Below are 25,191 nucleotides of genomic sequence, written 5' to 3'. Positions count from 1 at the left end.
GCCCGTCGCGGAGCCCCACCGGGGGTGGCCGGGTCTAGATTCCGGAGCATGACAGCAGAGGTCTCGGCAGGACCCCGACCCGGGTCGATCCTCGGCACCCGGGTGCGCCGGGTCGAGGACCCCGAGCTCGTCACGGGGGCGAGCACCTACGTCGACGACCTGCGTCTCGAGGGCACGGCCCACGCCGTCTTCGTGCGCAGCCCGCTGGCCCACGCCCGGGTCACCGGCCTCGACACCCGCGAGGCCGAGCAGGCCCCGGGCGTGCTCGCGGTCCACACGGCCGCGACCCTCGGGACCGCCTGGGTGCCGTCATTCGCGCAGCCCCACGAGCAGGTCGGCCACGGCCCGCTCGCCGACGACGTGGTGCGCTACGTCGGCGACCCCGTCGCGCTCGTCGTCGCCGAGACGCGGGCGCAGGCCGTCGACGCAGCCGAGCTGGTCGACGTCGACTACGAGCCGCTCGACGTCGTCGTCGACCCCGAGGAGGCCCTGGCGGACGGCGCACCGCTGCAGTTCCCCGAGCTCGGCACCAACGTCGTGCAGTCGGTGCGCGCGCTGCACCTGCGCGAGGACCGCGCCGACGTCACCGACGTGCTCGCGGACGCCGAGGTGGTCGTGCGGGCCCGCATCGAGAACCAGCGTCTCGCCACCACCCCGATCGAGCCGCAGGCGATCCTGGTCGACCCGCGACCCGACGGCGACTCCGAGCCCGCGACCGAGCTCACGGCGTGGGTCTCGACCCAGCACCCGCACCTGGCCCGCACCCTGATCGCCCGCTGGGTCGGTCTGGAGCCCGAGCAGGTGCGGGTCGTCGCACCGCACGTCGGCGGCGCCTTCGGAGGCAAGGCCGGCATCCAGTTCGCCCACGGTGCGGTCGTCTCGGCGGCACGCGCCCTCGGCCGACCGGTCGTCTGGGCCGAGACCCGCAGCGAGGCGATGCTGTCGATGCAGGGCCGCGGCCAGGTCCAGTTCGCCGAGCTCGGCGTGACCCGCGACGGCAGGATCACCGGGCTGCGCTGCCGCAACGTCGGCGACTGCGGCGCCTACGCCGGCTTCGGCGGCACGCTGCCCGTCGGTGCGGGCCACGTGATGGCCCAGGGGCCGTACGAGATCCCGGCGGTCGACTACTCCGCCGTCGCCGTCATGACCAACACCGCCCCCAACGGCGCCTTCCGCGGTGCCGGGCGCCCCGAGGCGGCGGCGCTGCTGGAGCGCGTGCTCGACCTCGCCGCCCACGAGCTCGGGCTCGCCCCCGAGGAGCTGCGGCGCCGCAACCTCATCGCACCCGACGCCTTCCCCTACGCCACCCGGACCGGTCTCACCTACGACGTCGGCGACTACGCCGGCGCGCTCGACGAGGCGCTGCGGGTGGCCGACGTCGACGCTCTCCGCGCCGAGCAGCGGCGCCGGATCGAGGCCGGCGAGGAGGTCCTGCTCGGCATCGGGGTGTCGACGTACGTCGAGATCACCGGCTTCGGCGGCCAGGAGCTCGGCGTCGTGCGCATCGACGACGACGGCGGGGCGACGGTCATGGCCGGCACGTCGTCGCACGGCCAGGGGCACGCGACGTCGTTCTCGATGATCGTCGCCGACCGCCTCGGCATCCCGCTCGAGCAGGTCCGCTACGTCCAGTCCGACACCCGCGAGGTCGAGCGGGGCGGCGGCACGGGCGGGTCGAGGTCGCTCCAGCTCGGCGGCAGCGCCGTCGCCGCTGCTGCCTCCGCCGTGCGCGACCGGGCCCGCGAGCTCGCCGCCGAGCTGCTCGAGGCCGCTCCCGACGACGTCGAGGTCGGCGACGGCGGCTTCGCGGTGCGCGGGGTGCCGGCGGCCCCCGTCGGCTGGGACGCGCTGGCCGCGGCCGCCGCCGAGCGCGGCGAGGAGCTGCGGGTGGCCCTCGACGTCCCGCAGGACGGCTCGACGTTCCCCTACGGCGCGCACGTGTCGGTCGTCGAGGTCGACACCGCGACCGGCCGGGTGCGTCCGCTGCGCCACGTCGCCGTCGACGACTGCGGTCGCGTGCTGCACCCGTCGATCGTGGAGGGCCAGCAGCACGGCGGGATCGCGCAGGGGATGTCGCAGGCGCTGTGGGAGCAGTTCGTCTACGGCGAGGACGGCCAGCCCCTCACCGGCAGTCTCGCCGACTACCAGGTGCCGACCGCCGCCGACACCATCTCCTACGAGGCCGGCGGCACGCAGACCCCGACCCACCTCAACGAGCTGGGGGCCAAGGGGATCGGCGAGTCCGGGACGATCGGGTCGACCCCCGCCGTGCAGTCGGCCGTCGTCGACGCCCTGCGCCACCTCGGGGTCCGTCACGTCGACATCCCCTGCACCCCGCAGCGGGTCTGGTCCGCGGTCCGCGCCGCGGGCGACGGCACGCTACCCGACCCCTGGCGCGAGCCCCCGGCGTTCTTCGACACCCTCGAGGCCGCCGGCGGTCCGGCCGACGGCGGGGTGGAGGTCTGAGGCTGGCCCCGCGCTCGCGAGGGGCACGAATGGGCGGGGTGGGCCGGGATACCTAGACTTCCTGACGTGTCAGACCCCGCCGTCGTCGTCGACGGCCTCGTGATGAGGTACGCCGAGACCACGGCCGTCGACGGCCTCTCCCTCACCGTCGAGCGCGGCACCGTCACCGCCGTGCTCGGTCCCAACGGCGCCGGCAAGACCACCACCCTCGAGACCTGCGAGGGCTACCGCCGCCCCCAGCAGGGCTCGGTCCGGGTCCTCGGGCTCGACCCGCGGGCCCAGGCGCGCGAGCTGCTTCCCCGCATCGGGGTGATGCTCCAGGAGGGCGGCGCCTGGAGCGGTGCCCGAGCCCCGGAGATGCTGCGCCACATCGCGAGCCTGCACGCCCACCCGATCGACCCGGCGGTGCTCGAGGAACGCCTCGGCCTCGCCGAGTGCGGCCGCACGGCGTACCGCCGGCTGAGCGGTGGTCAGAAGCAGCGGCTCAGCCTGGCGATGGCGCTGATCGGGCGTCCGGAGGTCGTGTTCGTGGACGAGCCGACCGCCGGGCTCGACCCGGCGGCCCGCCGTACGGTGTGGGAGCTGTTCGAGGAGCTGCGCCGCGACGGTGTGACCGTCGTGCTGACGACCCACTACATGGACGAGGCCGAGAAGCTGGCCGACCGCATCCACATCATCGACCACGGGCGGCTCATCGCCTCCGGCTCGCCCCTGGAGCTCACCCGGGGCGGCACGGTCTCGACGATCCGCCTCGTCGTCACCAAGCCGTTCCCGCCCGAGGCGCCTGCCTCGCTCGCGGCAGCGCTCGGCGACCGGATCGAGGTGGTGCTGCTCGACGAGCTGAGCCTGCTCGTCACCGGACCGGCCGACGCCAGCACGCTCGCCCGCGTCTCGGACTGGTGCGAGCGCAGCGGCGTGCTGCCGGAGTCGCTGACGCTCGGCACCCGCAACCTCGAGGACGTCTTCCTCGAGCTCACCGGGCGCGGACTCAAGGAGTCCGCGTGAGCGGCACCTTCACCCCGCAGCCCGGCGCGGCGCCGCTGCCGCGGATGGTCCTCGCCCAGGCCCGCATGGAGGCCCGGCTGCTGGTGCGCAACGGCGAGCAGCTGCTGATCGCCGTCGTCATCCCGGTCATCGTGCTCGTCGGCATGGTGCGCGGTGCCGAACGGCTCGGGCTCGACTACGACCACCCGGTCGTCGACGTCGTGACGCCCGGGGTGCTGGCGCTCGCGGTCATGTCGACGGCGTTCACCTCGCTCGCCATCGCGACGGCGTTCGAGCGGCGCTACGGCATCCTCAAGCGGCTGGGCGCCTCGCCGCTCCCCCGCTCCGGGCTGCTCGTCGGCAAGGTCGGTGCCCTGCTCGCCGTGGAGGTCCTGCAGCTCGCCGTGCTCTCGGTGGTCGGGCTGGCGCTCGGCTGGGACCCGCACCTGTCCGGCGTCTCGCTCGTGGCCGCCGTGCTCGGCGTCCTGCTCGGCACCGCGGCGTTCGCCTCGCTCGGCCTGCTGATGGCCGGTGCGCTGCGCGCCGAGGCGACGCTCGCCGCGGCCAACCTGGTCTACCTGCTGCTGCTCGCCGCCGGTGCGGTGATCCTGCCCGCGTCGGCGTACGGCGGGTTCGGCGCCGTCGCGCAGTGGCTGCCCTCCGGGGCCCTGGGCGAGGCGATGCGCGAGGCGTTCCTCGACGGCACGGTCGCCTGGCGCGACCTGGTCGTCCTCGGGGCGTGGACGACGCTCGGCACCATCGCGACGACGAGGACGTTCTCATGGGAGTGACCACCACCGAGCCGACCGACCGGACCGAGCGTCCGGCGCCGCCGTCGCCGCGACGCAGCGACCGGTTCATGAAGCCGCTGGCCTGGGCGACCCTGGTCGCGCAGATCGCCATCGTCGTGACCGGTGGCGCGGTGCGTCTCACCGGGTCGGGCCTGGGCTGCCCGACCTGGCCGCGGTGCACCGACGAGTCCTTCAGCCCCCACGGCGAGCTGGAGTTCCACTCCGCGATCGAGTTCGGCAACCGGATGCTGACCTTCGCCCTGGTCGCCATCGCGGTCGCGACGTTCGTCGTCGCCTGGCGCACCCGTCGGCGCGAGCTGCGGCTGATGTCGCTGATCATCGCCCTCGGCATCCCCGCCCAGGCCGTCATCGGCGGCATCACGGTGCTCACCGACCTCAACCCGTGGCTGGTCGCCCTTCACCTGCTCTGCTCGATGGCGATCATCGGGGTCTCCGTGCGCCTGCTGCTCAGCGTCGAGGCACCCCTGCCGCCCGCGCGGCGCGGTCCGCCGGCCGTCCTCGCCTGGGCGACGTTCGCCACCGCCTGGGTCGTGCTCTACCTCGGCACCGTCGTCACCGGCTCGGGCCCGCACGCGGGCGACGCGCGCACCGAGCGCAACGGCCTCGACCCGCTGCAGATGAGCCAGCTGCACGCCGACATCGTCTTCCTCTTCATGGGCCTGGTCATCGGGCTCCTGGTCACCCTGCACGTCGTCGGCGGGCCCGCCACCGTCCGCGCCCGCCGCGCCGTCGTCGCCCTGCTCGTCATCTCGCTCGCCCAGGGCACCATCGGCTTCGTCCAGTACTTCACCGACCTCCCCGAGGTCCTCGTCGGCTTCCACATGCTCGGCGCCGCCCTCGTGTCCGCCTCCGTCACCTGGGTGCTGCTCCGCGTCCGGCGCCCGGTGGTCTGAGGTCCGGCCGCAGACGGCTCACACCAGCGAGGCGTAGATCTCCTCGAACCGCTGGGCCACAGTGCTCTGCAGGTAGCGCCGAACCTCGACCGAGCCGGACGCAGCGAGCCGGGCGCCGAGCTCCGGCGAGTCGAGGAGGCGCGACAGCGCACGGGTGGTCATGTCGACGTCGCCGGGGGGTACGACGAGCGCCGAGTCGCCGTCGGTGACCATGTCGGCGATGCCGCCCATCGCTGTGGTGACGAGGGGCGCGCCGAGGGCCATGGCCTCGAGGACCGTGGTGGGGCACGGGTCCGGCCACTGGGAGGGCAGGACGGCGGCGCGGGCGTGGGCGAAGCCCGACACGATGCGGTCGTGGTCCCACTTCTGCTCGGCGCGGGCGCCCGCGGGCAGGTCGGAGAGGTCCATCGCCTCACGGCCGACGAGGAGCAGCGCCGGGCGGGAGGCCACGTCCAGCCGGTCGTACGCCGCAAGGACGGTGCCGACGCCCTTCTGCTCCGACAGGTCGCCGGCGAAGAAGAGGTAGTCGCCCTCGGGCAGGGCCGGGTCGCGAGGCACGTCGCGCGAGGACAGCAGCGCGTCGGGCACGAAGTTGGGCACCACCTCCCACCGCACGCCCTGCTCGTCCAGCGCGTTCGCCTGCCCGACGTACGTCGACACGGGGGTGAAGACGTCGACGACCCGGTTGCGGACGGGGCGCCCGGTGCGCACGGCGGCCTGGATGACCGGGCCGCGGCCGGCGCCGTACCAGTCGGTGGTGCAGGTGAAGCACTTGCGCGGCGTGGGGCCCGAGCAGAGGCCCTCGTCGAGGTACATCAGCCGCTTCGTGGGGCAGACGTGGCTGTAGTCGTGCAGCGAGTAGACCAGCGGCAGCCGTCGGGCGGCGGGCAGCGGCAGGTAGGAGTTGATGATCCAGTTGTGGGCGTGCACGACGTCGGGGCGCAGCTCGGCGACGAGCCGACCGAGCGCACGGGTCACGAACGGGTCGGGGATCGGCAGGGCGAGGGGCCGGTCGGCCGTCGGGTAGAGCGCGGGCACACGGACGCCGAGGTTGGACAGGGCGTGGACGGTGACGCCGGGGTCGTCGACGGGAGGCTGACCGACGTCGAGGCAGGCCACGTGAACGTCGTGGCCGCGCGCGGCGAGCTCGAGGGAGAGGTTGCGGACGTGGCGCTCCTCGCCACCGATCACCGGCGGGTAGAACTGCGCCAGCACCATCACCCTCATGCGCGGGCCCGCGAGCTCGAGGCGGAGGAGCCGATGGCCGAGACGTGGCCGAGCCGCCCGCGGGCGTACCACCAGGCGGTGACGAACAGGCACGTCACGATGCCGGCCGCGCCCCGCACGTTGCCGCGCCCGAGCTCGCGCAGCACCCCGCGGGGCAGCACCCGCGTGGCGTAGCCGCGCTCGTCGGAGGTCGCGTCGCCGGCGCCGACGACGCGGGAGATCGCGGCCTTGGAGATGCCCTCGGCGTGGGAGCGCGAGACGAGGTAGGACCACTCGCAGCGCGCCTCGGTGACCCGGTGGTGCACGACCGCCGTCGGCTCGAAGACCACCCGCGCTCCGGGGATCCGCTGACCGATGCGGATGCACAGCTCGGTCTCCTCGTTGCCGAGGGGGATCAGCCCGACGCGTCCGACCTCCTCGAGGAAGTCGCCGACCTGCTCGAACGCCGATGCCCGCACCGACATGTTGCAGCCCCAGAGGTTGCGCACGTCGCTGCGCACTGTCGGCTGACCGAGGTAGGTGCAGCCGACCAGCCAGTCGAGCTCGGGCGGCAGGTGCGCGGGCCGCGCCTGCGGCCACACCGGGCGGGCGACGCCGCCGACCGCCATCACCCGCGGGTCGTCGTACGCCGCGAGCAGGCGCTCGAGCCAGTCGTCCTCGGGCCGGGCGTCGTCGTCGACGAAGGCGACGACCGAGCCCCGGGCCTCCGCGATGCCGGTGTTGCGGGCGCCGGAGGCACCGCCCGTGCGCGGGTTGTCGAGGACGCGGATGCCGGGCAGCACGGCGGGCAGCTCGGCACGGGCCCGGTCGAGGAGCGCCGGGTTGTGGTCGATGACCAGGACGACCTCGAGCGGCGGGCGCGTCTGACGGGCGAGCGCGGCGGCGCCGGCGACGATGTCGTCCCAGCGGTCCATCGTGTGCGCGCACACGACGACGCTGGCCCGCAGGTCGTCCTGGGGGTCGCGGGGGCCGGGGTCAGGCGGCAGCGCGGGGTCGCTCACGCGGTGCCCCGTCGGCGAAAGGGCGCGACTCGCCCTCGCGGTAGCGGGAGCACTCGCACAGTGCGCAGTCCGATCCGCGGCGGTAGTGCTCGTGCGCCCGGGCGATGTGACCGCACCGGCAGGGCTGGGGCTCGCGCGGAGTCGCGGACAGCAGGCGGGGCAGTCGCACCCGGCACCTCCACGCTCTCGTCACGTCCCGACAGGACGAGTGTGGCAGGCGCGCCCCGACCCTGGGGGCCCAATCGCGGAATCGGTCCAGTCACCGGACGGACCACTCCTCCAGCGCCGCGTAGGTCTGGTTGGGCCGGTCGCGCCGGTCGAGCAGCGCGAACTGCGGCGGGTCCCACGGCGTCGGGTGGAGGGCGTACCAGCTGAACACCGGCACGTACGCCGCGCAGGTGGCCTGCTCGAGCGCCTGGGTGAGGTACGTCGCGCGCTCGGCGTCGGGCACCGCCGGGCGGTTGCGGCCGGCCGCCGTGGAGTAGCCGAACTGGGTGACGTAGACGTCGTGCGGGTCGTCGCGGTCCGTCATCACCCGGTGCAGACCGGTGAAGCCGGAGAAGTTGGCGTCGTAGAGCCCGAACGGCTCACGCTCGTAGCGCTTGGCCGCGTCGACGTCGTCGGGCCCGGCGCCGTTGGAGAACGGGTGCACCCCGAGCAGGTCGAAGGGCGCAGCGTCGAGGCCGAGGTCGTCGAAGGCGTCGTAGAGCGCGTCGAGGTAGCCGACGTCGTTGCTGGCCAGTCCCCCGCTGACGACCTGCGTCTGGGGGCTCACCGTGCGGACGACGGCGGTCGTGGCCTGCAGCAGCCGGGCGAACTCGACCGGGTCGGGCCCGGTCGGCCACCACTTGGCCTCGTTGGGCTCGCTCCACACCTCGAGGTAGTCGACCTCGCCGCGCAGGTGCCTCAGCACCGCGGTGACGAACGTCGACCACCGCTCGAGCTCGGCCTCTGACCGCGGCGGCTGGCGCTCCTCGCCGGGGTCGTCGTCGAGCGGGTCGTCGAGCGCCCAGTCGGGCATGCCGACCAGCTGCAGGCGCACCCGCATGCCGGCGGCGCGGGCGGCGTCGATCGTGCGGTCGACGTACTCGAACCGGATCGGCGCGTCGGCGGTGGGCTGCATGGTGCGGAACGACGTCGTCGTGGAGATGACGGTGGCCCCCGCCTGCGCGGCCAGCGAGACCAGGTCGGCCACCCGGGCCCGCGAGAGGATCGGGTCGGACGGGTCGCCGGTCGCGGACTGCACGTTGAGGTCGATCGCCGGACCGGGCCGCTCGGCGCTCGGCCGGCACGTCTCGACGGGGCGTCCGAGCTCGGGCAGCCCCGAGGAGTCGAGGGCGGGCTCGGCACGGTCGCTGCCCGGGGTGCGCGTGCTCGACCAGACGCCGACGGCGACGACGGCGAGCACCAGCGCCACCACGCCCGCGACGTACGGCGCCGCCAGGCCGCGCTCGTCGCCAGCCCCGTCGCCACCGCCACCGCGCAGCGCCCTGAGCTGCGACAACGGCGAGTGCCACCGCACCCCGCGGAAGGCCTGCCGGACCCAGGGCAGCCCGAGCAGGAGCTCGAGCACCATCGCGGCCAGCCAGCCCAGGCACAGCCCGAGGGCGCCGCCGACCATCGCCCCACCGAAGGCGCCGAGGATCTCGAGCGCGAGAGCGGAGCCGGCGAGGCGGGTGGCCAGGCCGTACTCGTGCTGCGTGCGCCAGAGCACGACGAGGTGGTCCTTGATCACCATCCACAGCCCGGCCGGCACCAGCAGCGCGAGGATCTCCCACGACGCCCGGGAGTAGTCGCCGCCGAAGATGAGCAGCACCGGCTCGCCCAGCACCCACGCCCCGACGCACAGCAGGAAGCTCAGGGAGAGCGCCGCGGGGATGGTGCGTCCCATCCCCGCGCGGAACTCCTCCACCGAGGTGTGGGCGCCGTGCGCGAACAGCGCGGTGGCGAGGAGGTACGGCGGCAGGAAGACGAAGGTCGCCATCAGCCAGGCGATCGCGAACTCCGCGTTGTCGACCGAGCTGAGCGAGAGCCCGGCGACCACGGGCACCATCTGCGAGCCCGCGGCGAGCGAGAGACTCAGCCCGTGGTTGCGCAGCGCGAGCGGCATGATCTCGCGCAGGTCCTGCAGCAGACCGGGGCTGCTCGTGTCGCCGCGAGGCAGCTTCAGGCGCCACAGGGTGAACGGGATCGAGAGCAGCAGCGGCAGCACCCAGCAGACCTGCAGCACGTGGGCGTCGGTGACCCCGACGGACAGCAGCACCACCGTGACGGGGAACCGCAGGCTGGAGGCGACCAGGTTGCGCGCGACCTGCACCTCGGAGCGCTGCACGGCCAGCGAGCTGTCGTCGACGACGAGCGCCCACGCGAAGCCCGCGATGCCGAGCACGAACGTCGTCGCGCCGATCGGGTTGCCCAGCGCCTCGCGCAGGTTGGCGGAGAACAGCGGCGAGGCGGCCACGATCGCGGTGCCGACGATGCCCGAGGACACCGCGACCACCAGCAGCGCCCGCATCAGGATGCGTCGCTGGCGCGCGGGCGGCTTGTGGGGCAGCTCGGCGATCAGGGTCGTGCCGAAGCCGAGGACGGTGACGATGCCGACCAGCGACTGCGCACTGATGGCCGCCGCCGCGACGCCGACGTCGTGGGCGTCGACGAGCCGGGCGACGAGCACCCAGAAGACCAGCCCGAGGATCGCCGACATCACCTGCGCCAGCAGCAGGGAGCGGAACGGCGACCAGATCCCGCTCGCCCGCCGGGGCCTGGTCTCCTCGGTCGCGGTCACGACGCTCCTCCGATGGCGGGCGGTGGCAGTACGGCGTGGTCCATCAGCCCGTTCCAGCCCGCCCAGGTCGCGAGGGCCACGATCGCCACCGCGACCAGGCCGATCGCCACGGCCCAGCCCCAGGTGCCGGCGTCGGGTCGTGGGAGCGCCGGGCGCCGGCTCGAGACCCGGATGCCGGCGTACAGCAGCAGCGCGGCGACCAGGAACCCGCCCAGCGGCGAGAAACCGGTGAGCGTGCCGACGGCCCCGAGCACCATCGCCGCGGGGATCGCCACGGCGGGGCGCCACACGTCGCGGGCGCGGAACCGCCGCGGGTCGAGCAGCCGTCCGCGCAGCGCGATCCCGACGAGGGCCAGCACGGCGCTCGCGGCGACCTGCCACGGCGTCCAGGTGCCGGGCAGGCCCGGGCGCTCGCGGTCGGCGAAGGTCTGCTCCTCGAAGCGCAGCGGGCGCACGTCGTAGACCTTGACCGGTCCGTCGAGCACCAGGTCGAAGCCCCGGCGCCCCTCGAACTTGTCGAGCTGCTGAGCCGTCACGGTCGCGGCCGCCTCGCCGTAGCCGCTCCCGCCCTCGTAGAACGAGCCCGAGCGCACCGTCTGCCCGATCGTCCGGGTGTCGACGACGATGAAGTCCACGTCGTTGCGGTAGATCAGCTGGAGCACCGTCTGGTCGATCGAGTCCGCGATGAACAGCGGAGTCATGCTGTCGAAGCCGGCCGGCGAGGTGATGGTCGTGACCGGCGCGAAGTTGGGCAGGAATCGACTGAACGTCGAGTCCGCGGCGACGTGGGCGTCGCGCGGGGCGTACTGCGCCATCCACTCGGCCACCGCGACCGACTCGCCGTCGATGGAGCGCTGCTCGGCTCCCGCGAGGTAGGGGCCCGGCACGCGCTGCCAGTCCGGCCCGCCGCCGAGGATCGTGCCGCCCATGATCAGGACCAGCAGGCCGGGCACCACCAGCAGCCGCAGCGCCTGCAGCCGGGGCGCGAGCCAGGCCGCCACCACCAGAGCCATCGCCATGGTGACGAACGTCGAGGCGCGGTCGGCGACCTCCGCGGCCGAGGGCACGAACCTCGCCAGCTGCAGCGCCGGGAAGGCACAGGCGATGAGCAGCGGGACGTAGCGGGCGCGCGTCGGGCCGAGGCTGCCGCGACGCCAGGCGCGCCACGCGGCGGGCAGCAGCATCAGGCACCACAGCAGGATCGAGCCGAACATGATCATCAGCTGCCAGGTGGGCGCCGCCTCGCCGTTGCTGGCGGTGCCGACCTCGCGCCCGCCGCTGCCGTCGATCGCGGTGAGCAGCTCGCCCGAGGCCACCTCGAAGATCGGCGACAGGTAGGAGATCAGCAGCGGGGCGATCAGGGCGGTCCAGGCGAGCACGACCACGGTGCCGAGCTCGGCGGTGATGAAGGTCAGCCGCGCGCGGCGCGGCTCGCCCCCGCGCCAGAAGAACACCGCCAGGAGCCACAGCAGCACCAGCACGAGCCAGCTGGTGAGGTGGTGGGTGATCGCGAGTCCGCCGAGGCAGGCCTGGGCGGCCAGGAGCTCCTTCCAGGGTCGCTCCTGCTCGGAGTCGAAGCCGCGCACCAGGAGGTAGAGCGCCGCGATCAGCATCGCGATCGCGACGGTCTGGTAGCTGAACTGGGAGTTGAAGAAGTAGAACTGCGCGCTGCCGGCGTAGAGCAGCACGGTGGCGGCGCCCACCTGGGTCGAGCGCCCGATCCGGCTGGCCAGCAGGAAGAGGCACAGCACGAAGACCGAGCGCGCCGTCGCGACGACCGTCACCTGGCACACGATGAGCGGCAGGCCGGTCAGCCAGTGCACGCCGGCCGTGGCGAACTCCAGCCCCGGGTAGTGCGGTGAGACCGGCAGCATGGTGTTGGGCTGGAAGAACTTCGCGTTCTGCACCAGGTCCACCAGCGTCGTGACGTGCAGGCTCTCGTCGAAGCGGATCGCCATGACGGGGCTCGTGAGGAACCACGAGGCGTACATGATCAGCCCGAACGCGAGCGCCGCGCCCAGCCGCTGGTGGCCGGTGCGCGACGGGGCCAGCAGCAGCCAGGCGAAGGGCACCACGATGCCCACGAACCCGACGTACCAGAGCGGGACCGCGATCGCGTCGTCCCCGCCCCAGCCCTTCCAGTAGCCGACCACCTGCACGAAGAGGCCGAGCAGGGACAGAAGGGTGGCCAGCGCCTCGGGGCGTTGGATCCGCCCGACGGGTCGCCCACCCGCGGCGACGGCGGCGGCGTCCTCCCCCGGCGCACCGGCACGGGGGTCGGAGGCCGCGAGGTCGCGCGTGCGCGCGTCGTCGGGCTGCACGTCCGAGTCCGGCGGCGCCGGGTGGACCTGCGCCGCCGGCTCAGGCGGGCTGGGCGGCATGGACTGCTCCTGGGCTGGCTCAGCGAGAACCGCGGACCGTCCTCAGCCCGGGTCGCCCCGCCTCGATCGAGTCATAAGTATCGACCACACCAGCCACACACGTCTCCCAGGTCGGCAATTCCGCACGGTCGGGGACGACGGGTCGGCTCAGCTGCTGCTCGATGGCCCGGGCGGTCTCCTCGGGCGTCGCGTCGGCCTCGACGCCGACGGCCCAGCCGAGCTCGGCGAGCTCGGTGAGCCCCGAGGTGCGACTGACGACCGCAGGCCTCCCGGCCGTGAGCGCCTCCATCACCGCGACGGGGTGGGCCTCGTAGTCGCTGAGCAGCGTCATGACCCCGGCCCGGGCGATCTTCTCCCCCATCAGGGCGCGGTCCTGCGGCGGCACGAACTCGATGTCGACGCGGTCGGCGACGCCGAGTCGCTCGGCCAGGGCCCGGAGCTCGGCCTCGTAGGGGCCCGAGCCCAGGACCTGCACCCGCGCGTCCGGGCGGGTGCGCAGCAGGTGCGGGAGCGCTTCGATCGCCCGGTGGTGGCCCTTGTAGCGCTCCACCCGGCCCACGCTCACGACCAGGCTCGGCTCGGGGGTCACCGGCTCGCGCAGCGGCGGCAGCGAGCCGCCGTTGCGCACGACGGTGATCGCGCCGGTGGGCAGCCCGAGGATCTCCTCGAAGCGGCGGGCCTCGTAGAGCGAGACGCCGATGAGCGTGTGGGCGCGGCGCAGGAGCGGGCTCAGCAGCCGGAACTGCGTCGCCCTCGCCCGCTCGCGGAAGGCCGAGCTGTTGCCCCCGGTGTGGAAGGTCAGCAGGAACGGCGTGCGCCGCAGGATGGCGGCCAGCATGGCCAGCGGCGGCACGACGGTGTGGATGCCCTGCACGTGCACCAGGTCGTAGCGGGCGCGCAGGGCCGCCCAGAAGAGCCCGGGGCTGACGTACCAGTCGCGCGAGGCGGGGTAGGCGCGGAACCGGCGCACGACGTAGCCGTCGAGCCGCTCGGTGCGCGGCAGCCGCCCGGTCCGGTCGGTGGTGAGCAGCTCGAGGTCGTAACCCGCCGCGGCGATGCGGCCGGCCACCTCGGCGACGTGGGACTCGATCCCGCCGATGTCGGGCTGCGCCCGTGTGGAGATCATCCCGACTCGTGTCACGGCACGATCATCCCAGCGGGAGGCGGCGACGACCGGGGAACCTCAGGAACGGTCGAGCAGAGCCGCGTCCGCGACCGCCGTACGCCGCACCCGGGCGCGCTCGGTCGCGATCGTGCGCAGCACCCGCAGGCCGTCGGAGACGGCGTGCAGGTGAGACTCCCCGTGCAGCCGGGGCAGCTCGACGCTCGGCACCTCGGCGACGGCGAGGCCGGCCGCGGCGAAGCGGCACGCGATCACGGTCTCGATCTCGAAGCCGTCACCCCACAGCATCGGGGAGTCCGGCGGCACCACCCGGTCCGGGTCGGGCAGGTCGAGCAGCGGCAGGAGGTCGGCCCAGAAGGCGTTGTAGCCGTAGCACAGGTCGCTGCAGCGGGTGCGGAAGGCGGCGTTCATCGTGGCGCGGAGGAACGCGTTGCCGAGCCGGCGCACCGGCGTGAGGTCGGCGCTGCCTCCCCCGCCGCGGAAGCGGGTGCCCTGGGCCACGTCGGCGCCGTCGACCAGCGCCTGCACGAACCGCGGGATCTCTCGGGCGCCGGCCGACCCGTCGGCGTCGAACATCACGACGACGTCGCCGGTGACGCGGGCGAAGCCGGCCGCGAGGGCGTTGCCCTTGCCCCGCCGCACCTGGCTGGTGACCTCGACACCCGGGCGCGCGTCCAGCGCGGCCTGCACGGTGCCGTCGACGGACCCGCCGTCGACGACGAGCACCTGGTGCACCTCGGGCAGCGTCGGCAGCACCTCGCGCAGGTTCGCCGCCTCGTTGAGCGCCGGCACCACCACGCTCACCCGCGGCTGCGACGTGCGCCGCCCCTGGCCTGCTGCCTGGACGCTCCGTTGACCGGTCTCCCCCGACCGCTGCACCACTCGACCCCCCCGGTCCCACGAGCCCCCACAGGCTCGTACGCACGGACAACGAGCCAGGCCCGCTCGGGCTACGCCGGCGCTGGGTCCGGTGCGGGGGTCAGCGGGTGAGCAGCGGGTCGAGCGCGACCGCGACGAAGAGCAGCGAGAGGTAGAGGTTGGAGGCGTGGAACAGCCGCATCGGCTGGATCGCGGTGAGGTCCTCGGTCCCGCGGGTGCGGGCCCACATGCGGTGCGCCTCGAGCAGGAAGCCCGCGCCCAGCACGACGGCCGCCACGGGGTAGACGACCCCGGTGCCGGCCACCGGCCACAGCAGCAGGGAGGTGGCGACCATGACCCAGCTGTAGATCACGACCTGGCGACCGACCTCGCGGGCCGGGGCGACGACCGGCAGCATCGGGACGTCGACGTTGGCGTAGTCCTCGCGGTAGCGCAGCGCGAGCGCCCAGGTGTGCGGCGGGGTCCAGAAGAACACCACGGCGAAGAGCACGACCGGCACCCACGACAGCTCGCCGGTCACCGCCGTCCAGCCGATCAGCGCCGGGAAGCAGCCCGCGAGCCCGCCCCAGACGATGTTCTGGGTGGTGCGCCGCTTGAGCAGCATCGTGTAGCCGAAGACGTAGAAGGCGTTGGCGCCCAGCGACAGCGCCGCCGAGAGCGGGTTGACCCACACCCAGAGCACGACGGTCGAGAGCACCGCGAGCACGGTGCCGAAGACCAGCGCCGCCGCCGGCGAGACCAGGTGGCGCGGCAGCGCCCGGCGACGGGTGCGTCGCATCTGCTCGTCGATGTCGCGGTCGTAGACGCAGTTGAAGACCGACGCCGAGCCGGCGGAGAAGGTGCCGCCGACGACCGTCGCGGCCACGAGCCCCAACGAGGGGATCCCGCGGGCGGCGAAGAACATCACCGGGACGGTGGTCAGGAGCAGCAGCTCGATGACGCGCGGCTTCGTGAGGCCGACGTACGCCGCCACGACGTCGCGCACCCGGGTCCGCTGCGGACCGGGGGCGGCGTCGGCGGCGCCGCCCGCGCTGCGCGGGACCGACTGGCCGACGTAGGTCACGAAACCTCGGGTGGGAGTGCGTTCGAAAGTGCAGGACTGGTCACTGGACCGCTGTGAGTCTAACTGCCGGGCTGAGTAGGCTCGACTCCGGCGGGACGTGGCCTACCGCACCCGCCCGACTCACCGCAGCACCCCCCGAGGAAAGCACGCCGGAAGGAAGTTCGTGAGCACTGCCCCCCACGATCAGAACCAGCAGACCGAGCTGGACTGGACCGAGTTGGACGAGAAGGCGGTCGACACCGCACGCGTCCTGGCGATGGACTCGGTCCAGAAGGTCGGCAACGGACACCCCGGCACGGCGATGAGCCTCGCCCCGGTCGCCTACCTGCTGTTCCAGAAGGTCATGCGCCACGACCCGGCCGACCCGCAGTGGATCGCCCGCGACCGCTTCGTGCTGTCCTGCGGCCACTCGAGCATCACGCTCTACACGCAGCTGTTCCTCGGCGGCTTCGGCCTCGAGATCGAGGACCTGATGGCCCTGCGCACCTGGGGCAGCAAGACCCCGGGCCACCCCGAGCTCGGTCACACCGCCGGCGTCGAGGTCACCACCGGCCCGCTCGGCCAGGGCGTCGCCAACGGCATCGGCATGGCCATGTCGGGCCGCCGCGTGCACGGCATCCTCGACCCCGACGCCGCCGAGGGCGAGAGCATCTTCGACCACCACGTCTACGTGCTCTGCTCCGACGGCGACCTGCAGGAGGGGGTGAGCGGCGAGGCGAGCTCCATCGCCGGCACCCAGCGCCTGGGCAACCTCACGGTCGTCTACGACCGCAACCGCATCTCCATCGAGGGCGACACCGACATCGCCTTCACCGAGGACGTCGCCAAGCGCTACGAGGCCTACGGCTGGCACGTGCAGAACGTCGACTGGACCAACGGCGGCACCGACTACCGCGAGGACGTCCCGGCCCTGCACGACGCGATCCTCGCCGCCCGCGAGGTCACCGACCAGCCCAGCCTGATCGTCCTCGACACCGTCATCGCCTGGCCCGCCCCCAACGCCCAGGGCACCGAGAAGGCCCACGGCAGCGCGCTCGGCGACGAGGAGGTCGCCGCCACCAAGAAGGTCCTCGGCTGGGACCCCGAGCAGAAGTTCCAGGTCCCCGACGAGGTGCTCGAGCACACCCGCGGCCTGCTCGAGCGCGGCGCCGTCTGGGGCAAGGAGTGGGACGAGGCCTACGACGCGTGGGCCGCCGCCTCCCCCGAGCGCGCCGAGCTGCTGCGCCGGCTGAAGGAGCGCACGCTGCCCGACGGCTTCGAGGAGGCGCTGCCGTTCTTCGAGGCCGACGCCAAGGGCGTCGCCACCCGTTCGGCCTCGGGCAAGGTCATCAACGCCCTCGCCCCGGTCCTGCCCGAGCTGTGGGGCGGCTCGGCCGACCTCGCCGGCTCCAACAACACGACCATCGAGGGCGCGCCGTCGTTCGTCCCGAAGGACCGCAGCACCCACGACTGGGAGGGCGACCCGTTCCAGGGTCGCGTGCTGCACTTCGGCATCCGCGAGCACGGCATGGGCGCGATCATGAACGGCATCGCGGCCGACCGCCTCACCCGCGTGTTCGGCGGCACCTTCCTCACCTTCAGCGACTACATGCGTGGCGCCGTGCGCGTCGCGGCGCTCAGCCGCCTCCCCGTCACCTACGTCTGGACCCACGACTCCATCGGTCTGGGCGAGGACGGCCCGACGCACCAGCCGATCGAGCACCTCGCCGCGCTGCGCGCGATGCCGGGTCTCGACGTGATCCGCCCGGCCGACGCCAACGAGACGGCCGCCTGCTGGGCGCAGGTCCTGCGTCACACCGACCGGCCCTCCGCCCTGGCGCTCACCCGCCAGAACGTCCCGACGTTCCCGCGCGGCGAGCAGGGCTACGCCGGCCTCGACGACGTCGCCAAGGGCGGCTACGTCCTCATCGACGTCGAGGGCGGCACCCCCGACGTGATCCTCATCGGCACCGGCTCGGAGGTGCAGATCGCCGTCGCGGCGCGCGACCTGCTCGCCGAGGACGGCATCCAGGCGCGCGTGGTCTCCATGCCGTGCCGCGAGTGGTTCGACGCCCAGGACGAGGCCTACCGCGACACCGTCCTGCCCCCGACCCTCAAGGCCCGTGTCTCGGTCGAGGCCGGCGTCTCCATGGGCTGGCGCGAGGTCGTCGGCGACCACGGCCGCATCGTCGGCATCGACCAGTACGGCGCCTCCGCCGACTACCAGCGGATCTACACCGAGTACGGCCTGACCGCGACCGCGGTCGCCGACGCGGCGCGCGACAGCATCCGCGTCACCACCCGCTGACCCACCCCCGAGATCCCCAGGAGCACACACATGAGTGACCGTCTGAAGGCCCTCTCCGACGCGGGCGTCAGCATCTGGCTCGACGACCTGTCGCGCGAGCGCATCGAGACCGGCAACCTCGCCGAGCTGGTCAAGGACAAGTCGGTCGTCGGCGTCACGACCAACCCGACCATCTTCGCCAGCGCGATCGCCGACGGCGAGCGCTACGACGACCAGGTCCGCCAGCTGGTGGCCGACGGCGCCGACGTCGACAAGGTGATCTTCGAGCTCACCACCGACGACGTCCGCAACGCCTGCGACGTCCTGGCCCCGGTGGCCGAGTCCACGGACGCCGACGGCCGGGTCTCGATCGAGGTCGAGCCCGACCTGGCCAACGACACCGAGGCGACCATCGCCTCGGCCCAGCGGCTGTGGCAGAAGGTCGACAAGGCCAACGCCCTCATCAAGATCCCCGCCACCGAGGAGGGGCTGCCCGCCATCACCGCGGTCATCGCCCAGGGCATCTCGGTCAACGTCACGCTGATCTTCAGCGTCGAGCGCTACCGCAAGGTCATGGACGCCTACCTCACGGGTCTCGAGCAGGCCCGCGACGCCGGCCTCGACCTGTCCAAGATCGTCTCGGTCGCCTCGTTCTTCGTCTCCCGCGTCGACTCCGAGGTGGACTCGCAGCTGGAGGAGATCGGCACCGACGAGGCGCTCGCCCTGCGGGGCAAGGCCGCCGTGGCCAACGCCCGGATCGCCTACGGCGCCTTCGTCGAGGTGTCCGAGAGCGACCGCTGGAAGCAGCTCGCCGAGGCCGGCGCCAACCCGCAGCGCCCGCTCTGGGCCTCGACCGGCGTCAAGAACCCCGACTACTCCGACACGATGTACGTCACCGACCTCGTCGTCGCCGACACCGTCAACACGATGCCGGAGAAGACCATGAACGCCTTCGCCGACCACGGCGAGGTCGAGGGCGACCGGGTCACGGGCGAGCTCGAGGGCGCCCAGCAGGTCTTCGACCAGCTGCGGGCCGTCGGCATCGACCTCGACGAGGTCTTCCTCAACCTCGAGACCGAGGGCGTCGACAAGTTCAAGAAGTCGTGGACCGAGCTCGTCGAGACCGTGCGCGGTCAGATGGAGCAGGCGAAGTCGTGACCTCGTCGCCCGACGCCTCGTCCGCGCCGGTCGACCCGACGAGCACGTCGGCGTGGGACGCCCTGCGCGCCCACGCCGACGGGTTCGCGCCGAGCCTGCGCGCCTGGTTCGCCGAGGACCCCGAGCGGGTCTCGGCGCTCACCTTCGACGCCGCAGACCTGCACGTCGACCTCTCCAAGTCGCTCGTCACGCAGCCGATCCTCACCGAGCTGCTGGCCCTGGCCGAGCAGACCGGGGTGGCGCAGCGGCGCGACGCGATGTTCGCCGGTGAGCACATCAACGTCACCGAGGACCGTGCGGTGCTGCACACCGCGCTGCGTCTCCCGCGCGACGCGAGCCTGTCGGTCGACGGCCAAGACGTCGTCGGTGACGTGCACGAGGTGCTCGAGCGCGTCTACGCGTTCGCGGAGAAAGTGCGCTCCGGCGAGTGGACCGGTGTCACGGGCGAGCGGATCCGCACGGTCGTCAACATCGGCATCGGCGGCTCCGACCTCGGTCCGGTGATGGCCTACGAGGCGCTCGCCCCCTACCGCCACGCCGAGATCCAGTGCCGCTTCATCAGCAACATCGACCCCACCGACGCCGCGCTCACGCTGCAGGGGCTCGACCCGGCGACGACGCTGTTCATCGTCTCCAGCAAGACCTTCGGGACGCTCGAGACCCTGACCAACGCGCGACTGTGCAAGGCCTGGCTCCTCGACGGGCTGGCGGGTAGCGACGCGGACGACGCGGTCGCGAAGCACTTCGTCGCCGTGTCGACGGCGCTCGACAAGGTCGAGGCGTTCGGCATCGACCCGGCCAACGCCTTCGGCTTCTGGGACTGGGTCGGCGGCCGCTACTCCCTCGACTCCGCGATCGGCACCTCGCTGGTCGTGGCCGTCGGCCCGGAGCGCTTCGCCGAGCTGCTCGAGGGCATGCACGCGATGGACGAGCACTTCCGCACCGCGGAGCCCGCGGCCAACGTGCCGATGCTGATGGGGCTGCTCAACGTCTGGTACTCCAACTTCCTCGGCGCCCAGACCCACGCGGTCCTCCCCTACGCCCAGCTGCTGCACCGGTTCCCGGCCTACCTCCAGCAGCTGACGATGGAGTCCAACGGCAAGGGCGTGCGCTACGACGGCACCGCGGTGACCACGTCGACCGGCGAGGTGTTCTGGGGCGAGCCCGGCACCAACGGCCAGCACGCCTTCTACCAGCTCATCCACCAGGGCACCCGGCTCATCCCGGCCGACTTCATCGCGTTCGCCGACCCGGCGTACCCGCTGACCGACACCCAGGACGGGCAGAGCACCGACGTCCACGAGCTGTTCCTCGCGAACTTCTTCGCCCAGACCCGCGCGCTGGCCTTCGGCAAGACCGCCGAGGAGGTGCGGGCAGAGGGCACCGAGGAGTCGGTGGTGCCGGCCCGGGTCTTCACGGGCGACCGGCCGACCGCCTCGATCATGGCCCAGGCGCTGACCCCGTCGGTGCTCGGACAGCTGATCGCGCTCTACGAGCACATCACTTTCACCCAGGGTGCCGTGTGGGGCATCGACAGCTTCGACCAGTGGGGCGTCGAGCTGGGCAAGCAGCTCGCCCAGCAGCTCGCGCCGGCCGTCGCCGGCGAGGAGACCGCCGACGCCGACCCGTCCACCACGGCCCTCATCGACTGGTACCGCGCCCACCGCACCCACGGGAGCAGCTCGTCGTGACCGTGCCGCCCCGCATCGAGGTCCACGACACCGGCGACGCGCTGGCGTCCGCGGTCGCCGGCGAGCTGCTGTCCCGGCTCAGCGACGCCCAGGCCGCCGGCCGGGTGCCGCAGATCGTCCTCACCGGCGGCACCATCGCCGAGGCCATCCACCGCGAGGTGGGTCGGCTCGCGCAGGTCGCCGACGTCGAGGTCGACTGGGGCCGGGTGGAGGTCTGGTGGGGCGACGAGCGCTACGTCGCGCCCGACTCCGAGGACCGCAACGCCGGCCAGGCCAGGGCGGCGTTCCTCGACGCCGTCGGCGTCGACCCGGCGCGGGTGCACGAGATGCCCTCCACCGCGGAAGCGCCCGACGTCGCGTCCGGAGCGTCGGCGTACGCCGCAGCCGTGGGCGAGCACGCCGCGGGCGGCGACGAGTTCGACGTGCTGATGCTGGGCGTCGGCCCCGACGGCCACGTCGCGTCGCTGTTCCCGGGGTTCGCCCAGCTCGACGTGACCGACGAGCTCGCCGTGCCGGTCACCGGCTCCCCCAAGCCCCCGCCGGAGCGGGTCAGCCTGACCTTCCCGGTGCTCAACCGCGCCCGGTCGGTGTGGTTCCTCGTCAGCGGCGAGCCCAAGTCCGACGCGGTCGCGAAGGCCCTCGCCGACGGCACCGACGTCCACGAGACGCCGGCAGCCGGGGTGTCCGGGGTCGAGGAGACCATCTGGTTCCTCGACCGCGACGCCGCCTCCCGGCTGTAGAGCCCCGGTCGCTCAGCGCCAGCCGAGGGCCGGGGCGACGTCGCGCACGATCGTCTCGAGCACGTGGGCGCAGTAGTCGACGCCGAGCTGGTTGGGGATCGTCAGCAGCAGGGTGTCGGCCGCGGCGATCGCCTCGTCGGCGGCGAGCTCGGCGATCAGCCGGTCCGGCTCACCGGCGTAGGTCTTGCCGAAGCGAGCGATGCCGCCGTCGATCATCCCGACCTGGTCGCTGCCGCGACCCTCGCGGCCGAAGTAGGCGCGGTCGAGGTCGGAGACGATCGGGAAGATGCTGCGGCTGACCGAGACCCGCGGCGTCCAGGCGTGGCCGGCGTCGGCCCACGTCTTGCGGAACCGCTCGATCTGCTCGGCCTGCAGCTCGTGGAAGGGCACACCGGTGTCCTCGGTGAGCAGCGTCGAGCTCATGAGGTTCATGCCCTGCTCGGCGGTCCACTCGGCGGTCGCCCGGGTGCCGGCACCCCACCAGATCCGCTGGCGCAGCGTCGGCGAGTGCGGCTCGAGGCGCAGCAGGCCGGGCGGGTTGGGGAACATCGGACGCGGGTTGGGCTGGGCGAAGCCCTTGCCCTCGATGACCTCGAGGAACCGCGCGGTGTGCTCGCGCGCGAGGTCGGCGTGGTCCTGGCCCGGTCGCGGCTCGTAGCCGAAGTAGCGGTAGCCGTCGATCACCTGCTCCGGTGATCCCCGGCTGATGCCGAGCTGCAGGCGCTCCCCGGAGATGAGGTCAGCCGCACCGGCGTCCTCCGCCATGTAGAGCGGGTTCTCGTAGCGCATGTCGATGACGCCCGTGCCGATCTCGATGCGACTGGTGCGCGCACCGACCGCAGCGAGCAGCGGGAACGGCGAGGCGAGCTGCTGGGCGAAGTGGTGCACCCGGAAGTAGGCGCCGTCAGCGCCCACCTCCTCGGCGGCCACCGCGAGGTCGATCGACTGCAGCAGGACGTCCGAGGCGGACCGGGTCGCGGAGTGCGGCGAGGGGTTCCAGTGGCCGAACGACAGGAAGCCGATGTTCTTCATGCCCGCCCCAACGTGGTTGAAGCGTGAAGCATTCCCGTCAGAAGATGATGTCGCCGGACTTGCGACGGGTGCGCAGCAACGAGAGGGCCTCGTCGAGGATCGAGGCGGCCTCGGTCTCGGAGCGACGCTCCTTCACGTAGGCCAGGTGCGTCTTGTACGGCTCGATCTTGGGCGCCGGGGGCGGGTTCTCGGAGTCGAGCGAGGCCGGCAGGCCGCACTTGGGGCAGTCCCACGACTCGGGCGCCACGGCCTCGACGGCGAAGGTCACCAGCGAGCGGTGGTCCTTGGCACAGAAGTAGGTCACCGCCTGTCGCGGCGCGGCGTCGCCGCGCTCGGCCTCGCCCATCGGGCCGGCTCCGACCCGGCTCCCGCGGATCGCGTTCCCTGCACCAGCCATGTCGTGCTCCTAGTTCTGGTAGGCCAGCAGAAGGCCCAGTGCGATGACGGTGGCGAACCAGATCACGCCGACGCCGACGGTGAGCCGGTCGAGGTTGCGCTCGGCGACCGAGGAGCCACCCAACGAGCTCGAGACACCGCCACCGAACATGTCGGAGAGACCGCCGCCGCGACCCTTGTGCAGCAGCACCAGCATGATCATCACCAGGCTGGTGATGACGAGGATGATCGTGAAGAGGAGATCCACGGGCGCGATCCTACGTCACCGGGTGGACACGGCCGACCACGGACGCGCTCACAGGACGGGCATGTCGTAGAAGCGGCAGATCCCGCCGAACTCGTCGGCCTGGAGGCTCGCTCCGCCGACCAGGCAGCCGTCGACGTCGGTCTCGGCCATGATGCCGGCGACGTTGGCCGCCTTGACCGAACCGCCGTACAGCACCCGGACGCCGTCGGCCGCCGCGTCGCCGTGCGTCTCGCGCACGTGGGCGCGGACCGCCGCGCACACCTCCTGGGCGTCGTCCGGGGTGGCGACCTCGCCGGTGCCGATCGCCCAGACGGGCTCGTAGGCCACGACGAGGCCGGCGACCTGCTCGGCGCTGAACCCGGCGAGGGAGCCGGCGACCTGCGCGACGCAGTGCGCCACCTGCTCGCCCGCCTGACGGATCTCGAGTCCCTCGCCCACGCACACGATCGGCGTCATGCCGGCGTCGAGCGCTCGGTGCGCCTTGGCGCTCACGGTCTCGTCGCTCTCGTCGTGGTGCTCGCGCCGCTCGCTGTGCCCGACGACGACGTAGGAGCACCCGAGCTTGGCGAGCATCCCCGCCGAGATCTCGCCGGTGTAGGCGCCGCTCTCGTGCACCGAGACGTCCTGGGCGCCGTAGCGGATCGAGAGCCGGTCGCCGTCGACCAGCGTCTGCACCGAGCGCAGGTCGGTGAACGGCGGCACGACGACGACCTCGACCTTCGCGAAGTCGTGCTTCTTGTCGCTCAGGGTCCAGGCGAGCTTCTGGACCAGCACCACCGCTTCCTGGTGGTTGAGGTTCATCTTCCAGTTGCCCGCCATCAGCGGCGTGCGGGTCGCGGCCATGCTCAGTCCTCCAGAACGGCGATGCCAGGCAGGGTCTTGCCCTCGAGGTACTCCAGGCTCGCCCCTCCCCCGGTCGAGATGTGCCCGAAGGCGTCCTCGTCGAAGCCGAGCGTGCGCACGGCGGCGGCCGAGTCGCCGCCACCGACGACGGACAGGCCGTCGACCTCGGTCAGCGCCTCGGCGACCACGCGGGTGCCGTCGGCGAACTCGGCGGTCTCGAAGACCCCCATGGGGCCGTTCCAGAAGACGGTGCGGGCGCCGCGGATGCGCTCGGCGAACGCCGCCGCCGAGTCGGGCCCGATGTCGAGGCCGAGGGCGTGCGACGGGATGGCGTCGGCGGCCACGACCTGCGGTTGCGGGGTGCGCTCGCCGTCGGGGAAGGCGTCGTCGACGACCACGTCTGTCGGAAGCAGCAGCTCGACGCCGCTGTCGGCCGCACGCTGGAGGTACTCGCGGCACGTGTCGAGCTGGTCCTCCTCGAGCAGGCTCTTGCCGACCTCGTGTCCCTGGGCCTTGAGGAAGGTGAAGAGCATGCCGCCGCCCACCAGGAGCGCGTCGGCCTTGCCGAGCAGGTTGTCGATGACGCCGAGCTTGTCGGAGACCTTGGACCCGCCCAGCACCACGACGTAGGGCCGCTCCGGCTCCTCGGTCAGCCGGCGCATGACCTCGAGCTCGGTCGAGACCAGGCCGCCCATGGCGTGCGGCAGCCGCTGCGCCACGTCGTAGACGCTGGCCTGCTTGCGGTGGACGACCCCGAAGCCGTCGGAGACGAAGGCGTCGGCCAGCGAGGCGAGCTCGTCGGCGAACGCACCGCGCTCGGCGTCGTCCTTGCTGGTCTCACCCGCGTTGAAGCGGACGTTCTCCAGCAGGGCGACGTCACCGTCACCCAGACCCTCGACCGTGGACCGGGCGGAGTCGCCGACGGTGTCCTCGGCGAACGCGACCTCGCGGCCGAGGAGCTCACCGAGACGACCCGCGACGGGCCGCAGCGAGTACTTCTCCTCCGGCGCGCCCTTCGGGCGACCGAGGTGCGCGGTGACGACCACCCGGGCCCCCGCCTCGGCGAGGGCCTGGATGGTCGGCACGCTGGCGCGGATGCGGCCGTCGTCGGTGATGCGGCCGCCGTCGAGGGGGACGTTGAGGTCCGAGCGGACCAGGACCCGCTTGCCTGCTACGTCGCCCAGTCCGTCGTAGGAGCCCACGG

General features: G+C 73.0%; 20 protein-coding genes. 8 read left to right on the top strand and 12 right to left on the bottom strand.

The features are described 5' to 3' along the window. Positions 1–48: 48 nt before the first annotated feature. From GRQ65_RS04095 to GRQ65_RS04080, 4 genes are all read left to right on the top strand, one after another. Positions 49–2,466 carry a xanthine dehydrogenase family protein molybdopterin-binding subunit gene (locus tag GRQ65_RS04095; RefSeq protein ID WP_160875419.1) on the top strand — a complete coding sequence of 806 codons (2,418 nt, stop codon included), beginning with the start codon at positions 49–51 and terminating at the stop codon, positions 2,464–2,466. 66 nt (positions 2,467–2,532) lie between these two features. After that, complete coding sequence (locus GRQ65_RS04090; RefSeq protein WP_337191478.1) at positions 2,533–3,471, top strand: ABC transporter ATP-binding protein; 939 nt, start codon at positions 2,533–2,535, stop codon at positions 3,469–3,471. Then, positions 3,468–4,241: an ABC transporter permease gene (locus GRQ65_RS04085; protein WP_337191477.1), complete on the top strand. Its 774-nt coding sequence runs from the start codon at positions 3,468–3,470 to the stop codon at positions 4,239–4,241. Before GRQ65_RS04090 ends, GRQ65_RS04085 begins: the two co-directional genes overlap by 4 nt. Further along, the gene (locus GRQ65_RS04080) at positions 4,232–5,155 is read left to right on the top strand and encodes a COX15/CtaA family protein (protein WP_237447655.1); all 924 of its coding nucleotides are present in this window, start codon (positions 4,232–4,234) and stop codon (positions 5,153–5,155) included. The genes GRQ65_RS04085 and GRQ65_RS04080 overlap by 10 nt, the downstream gene beginning before the upstream one ends. Positions 5,156–5,173: 18 nt before the next feature. On the opposite strand, the gene GRQ65_RS04075 is transcribed toward GRQ65_RS04080, so the two are convergent. The 7 genes from GRQ65_RS04075 to GRQ65_RS04045 form a co-directional block, all read right to left on the bottom strand. Further along, entirely contained in the window at positions 5,174–6,382 is a 1,209-nt protein-coding gene (locus tag GRQ65_RS04075; RefSeq protein ID WP_160875417.1) for a glycosyltransferase family 4 protein, read from the bottom strand. Beyond that, positions 6,379–7,383: a glycosyltransferase gene (locus GRQ65_RS04070; protein WP_160875415.1), complete on the bottom strand. Its 1,005-nt coding sequence runs from the start codon at positions 7,381–7,383 to the stop codon at positions 6,379–6,381. Before GRQ65_RS04070 ends, GRQ65_RS04075 begins: the two co-directional genes overlap by 4 nt. A 259-nt stretch (positions 7,384–7,642) precedes the next feature. After that, a complete protein-coding gene (locus GRQ65_RS04065) occupies positions 7,643–10,168 on the bottom strand; it encodes an oligosaccharide flippase family protein (RefSeq protein WP_160875413.1) in 2,526 nt (841 codons plus the stop codon). Next, positions 10,165–12,549, bottom strand: coding sequence for a putative glycosyltransferase family protein (locus tag GRQ65_RS04060; RefSeq protein ID WP_160875411.1), 2,385 nt, complete (start codon positions 12,547–12,549; stop codon positions 10,165–10,167). Before GRQ65_RS04060 ends, GRQ65_RS04065 begins: the two co-directional genes overlap by 4 nt. A gap of 19 nt (positions 12,550–12,568) precedes the next feature. Further along, complete coding sequence (locus GRQ65_RS04055) at positions 12,569–13,675, bottom strand: glycosyltransferase family 4 protein (RefSeq protein ID WP_160875409.1); 1,107 nt, start codon at positions 13,673–13,675, stop codon at positions 12,569–12,571. Positions 13,676–13,732: 57 nt separating this feature from the next. After that, positions 13,733–14,476, bottom strand: coding sequence for a glycosyltransferase (locus GRQ65_RS04050; protein ID WP_202387316.1), 744 nt, complete (start codon positions 14,474–14,476; stop codon positions 13,733–13,735). Between the two features lie 175 nt (positions 14,477–14,651). Further along, positions 14,652–15,614, bottom strand: coding sequence for a heme o synthase (locus GRQ65_RS04045; RefSeq protein WP_337191476.1), 963 nt, complete (start codon positions 15,612–15,614; stop codon positions 14,652–14,654). Between the two features lie 163 nt (positions 15,615–15,777). On the opposite strand from GRQ65_RS04045, the gene tkt reads away from it, so the two are divergent. From tkt to pgl, 4 genes are read left to right on the top strand one after another with little or no spacing between them, the layout of a single operon-like run. Further along, the gene (gene tkt, locus GRQ65_RS04040; RefSeq protein ID WP_160875407.1) at positions 15,778–17,901 is read left to right on the top strand and encodes a transketolase; all 2,124 of its coding nucleotides are present in this window, start codon (positions 15,778–15,780) and stop codon (positions 17,899–17,901) included. Positions 17,902–17,931: 30 nt separating this feature from the next. Beyond that, positions 17,932–19,038: a transaldolase gene (tal, locus tag GRQ65_RS04035; RefSeq protein ID WP_160875405.1), complete on the top strand. Its 1,107-nt coding sequence runs from the start codon at positions 17,932–17,934 to the stop codon at positions 19,036–19,038. Then, complete coding sequence (pgi, locus tag GRQ65_RS04030) at positions 19,035–20,729, top strand: glucose-6-phosphate isomerase (RefSeq protein WP_160875403.1); 1,695 nt, start codon at positions 19,035–19,037, stop codon at positions 20,727–20,729. Before tal ends, pgi begins: the two co-directional genes overlap by 4 nt. Next, a complete protein-coding gene (pgl, locus tag GRQ65_RS04025; RefSeq protein ID WP_160875401.1) occupies positions 20,726–21,469 on the top strand; it encodes a 6-phosphogluconolactonase in 744 nt (247 codons plus the stop codon). Before pgi ends, pgl begins: the two co-directional genes overlap by 4 nt. 12 nt (positions 21,470–21,481) lie before the next feature. On the opposite strand, the gene GRQ65_RS04020 is transcribed toward pgl, so the two are convergent. Genes GRQ65_RS04020 through GRQ65_RS04000 form a run of 5 tightly spaced genes read right to left on the bottom strand, consistent with a single transcriptional unit; the run spans position 21,482 to position 25,189 of the window. After that, positions 21,482–22,501 carry an LLM class flavin-dependent oxidoreductase gene (locus GRQ65_RS04020; RefSeq protein WP_160875399.1) on the bottom strand — a complete coding sequence of 340 codons (1,020 nt, stop codon included), beginning with the start codon at positions 22,499–22,501 and terminating at the stop codon, positions 21,482–21,484. 37 nt (positions 22,502–22,538) lie between these two features. Beyond that, entirely contained in the window at positions 22,539–22,898 is a 360-nt protein-coding gene (locus GRQ65_RS04015; protein WP_160875397.1) for an RNA polymerase-binding protein RbpA, read from the bottom strand. 9 nt (positions 22,899–22,907) lie between these two features. Next, positions 22,908–23,144 (bottom strand): preprotein translocase subunit SecG, encoded by a 237-nt coding sequence (secG, locus tag GRQ65_RS04010; RefSeq protein ID WP_160875395.1) that lies wholly within the window; start codon positions 23,142–23,144, stop codon positions 22,908–22,910. A gap of 48 nt (positions 23,145–23,192) precedes the next feature. Beyond that, on the bottom strand, positions 23,193–23,987 hold the full coding sequence (tpiA, locus tag GRQ65_RS04005) for a triose-phosphate isomerase (RefSeq protein ID WP_160875393.1): 795 nt from the start codon (positions 23,985–23,987) through the stop codon (positions 23,193–23,195). Between the two features lie 2 nt (positions 23,988–23,989). After that, positions 23,990–25,189, bottom strand: a complete 1,200-nt coding sequence (locus GRQ65_RS04000) for a phosphoglycerate kinase (RefSeq protein WP_160875379.1) — start codon at positions 25,187–25,189, stop codon at positions 23,990–23,992. Positions 25,190–25,191 lie beyond the last annotated feature (2 nt).

Origin of the sequence: Nocardioides flavescens (genome assembly GCF_009823805.1) — a bacterium.
Taxonomy (GTDB): domain Bacteria; phylum Actinomycetota; class Actinomycetes; order Propionibacteriales; family Nocardioidaceae; genus Nocardioides; species Nocardioides flavescens.
The sequence above is the reverse complement of the archived record's forward strand: the minus strand, read 5'-3'. Positions and strand labels throughout refer to the sequence as shown.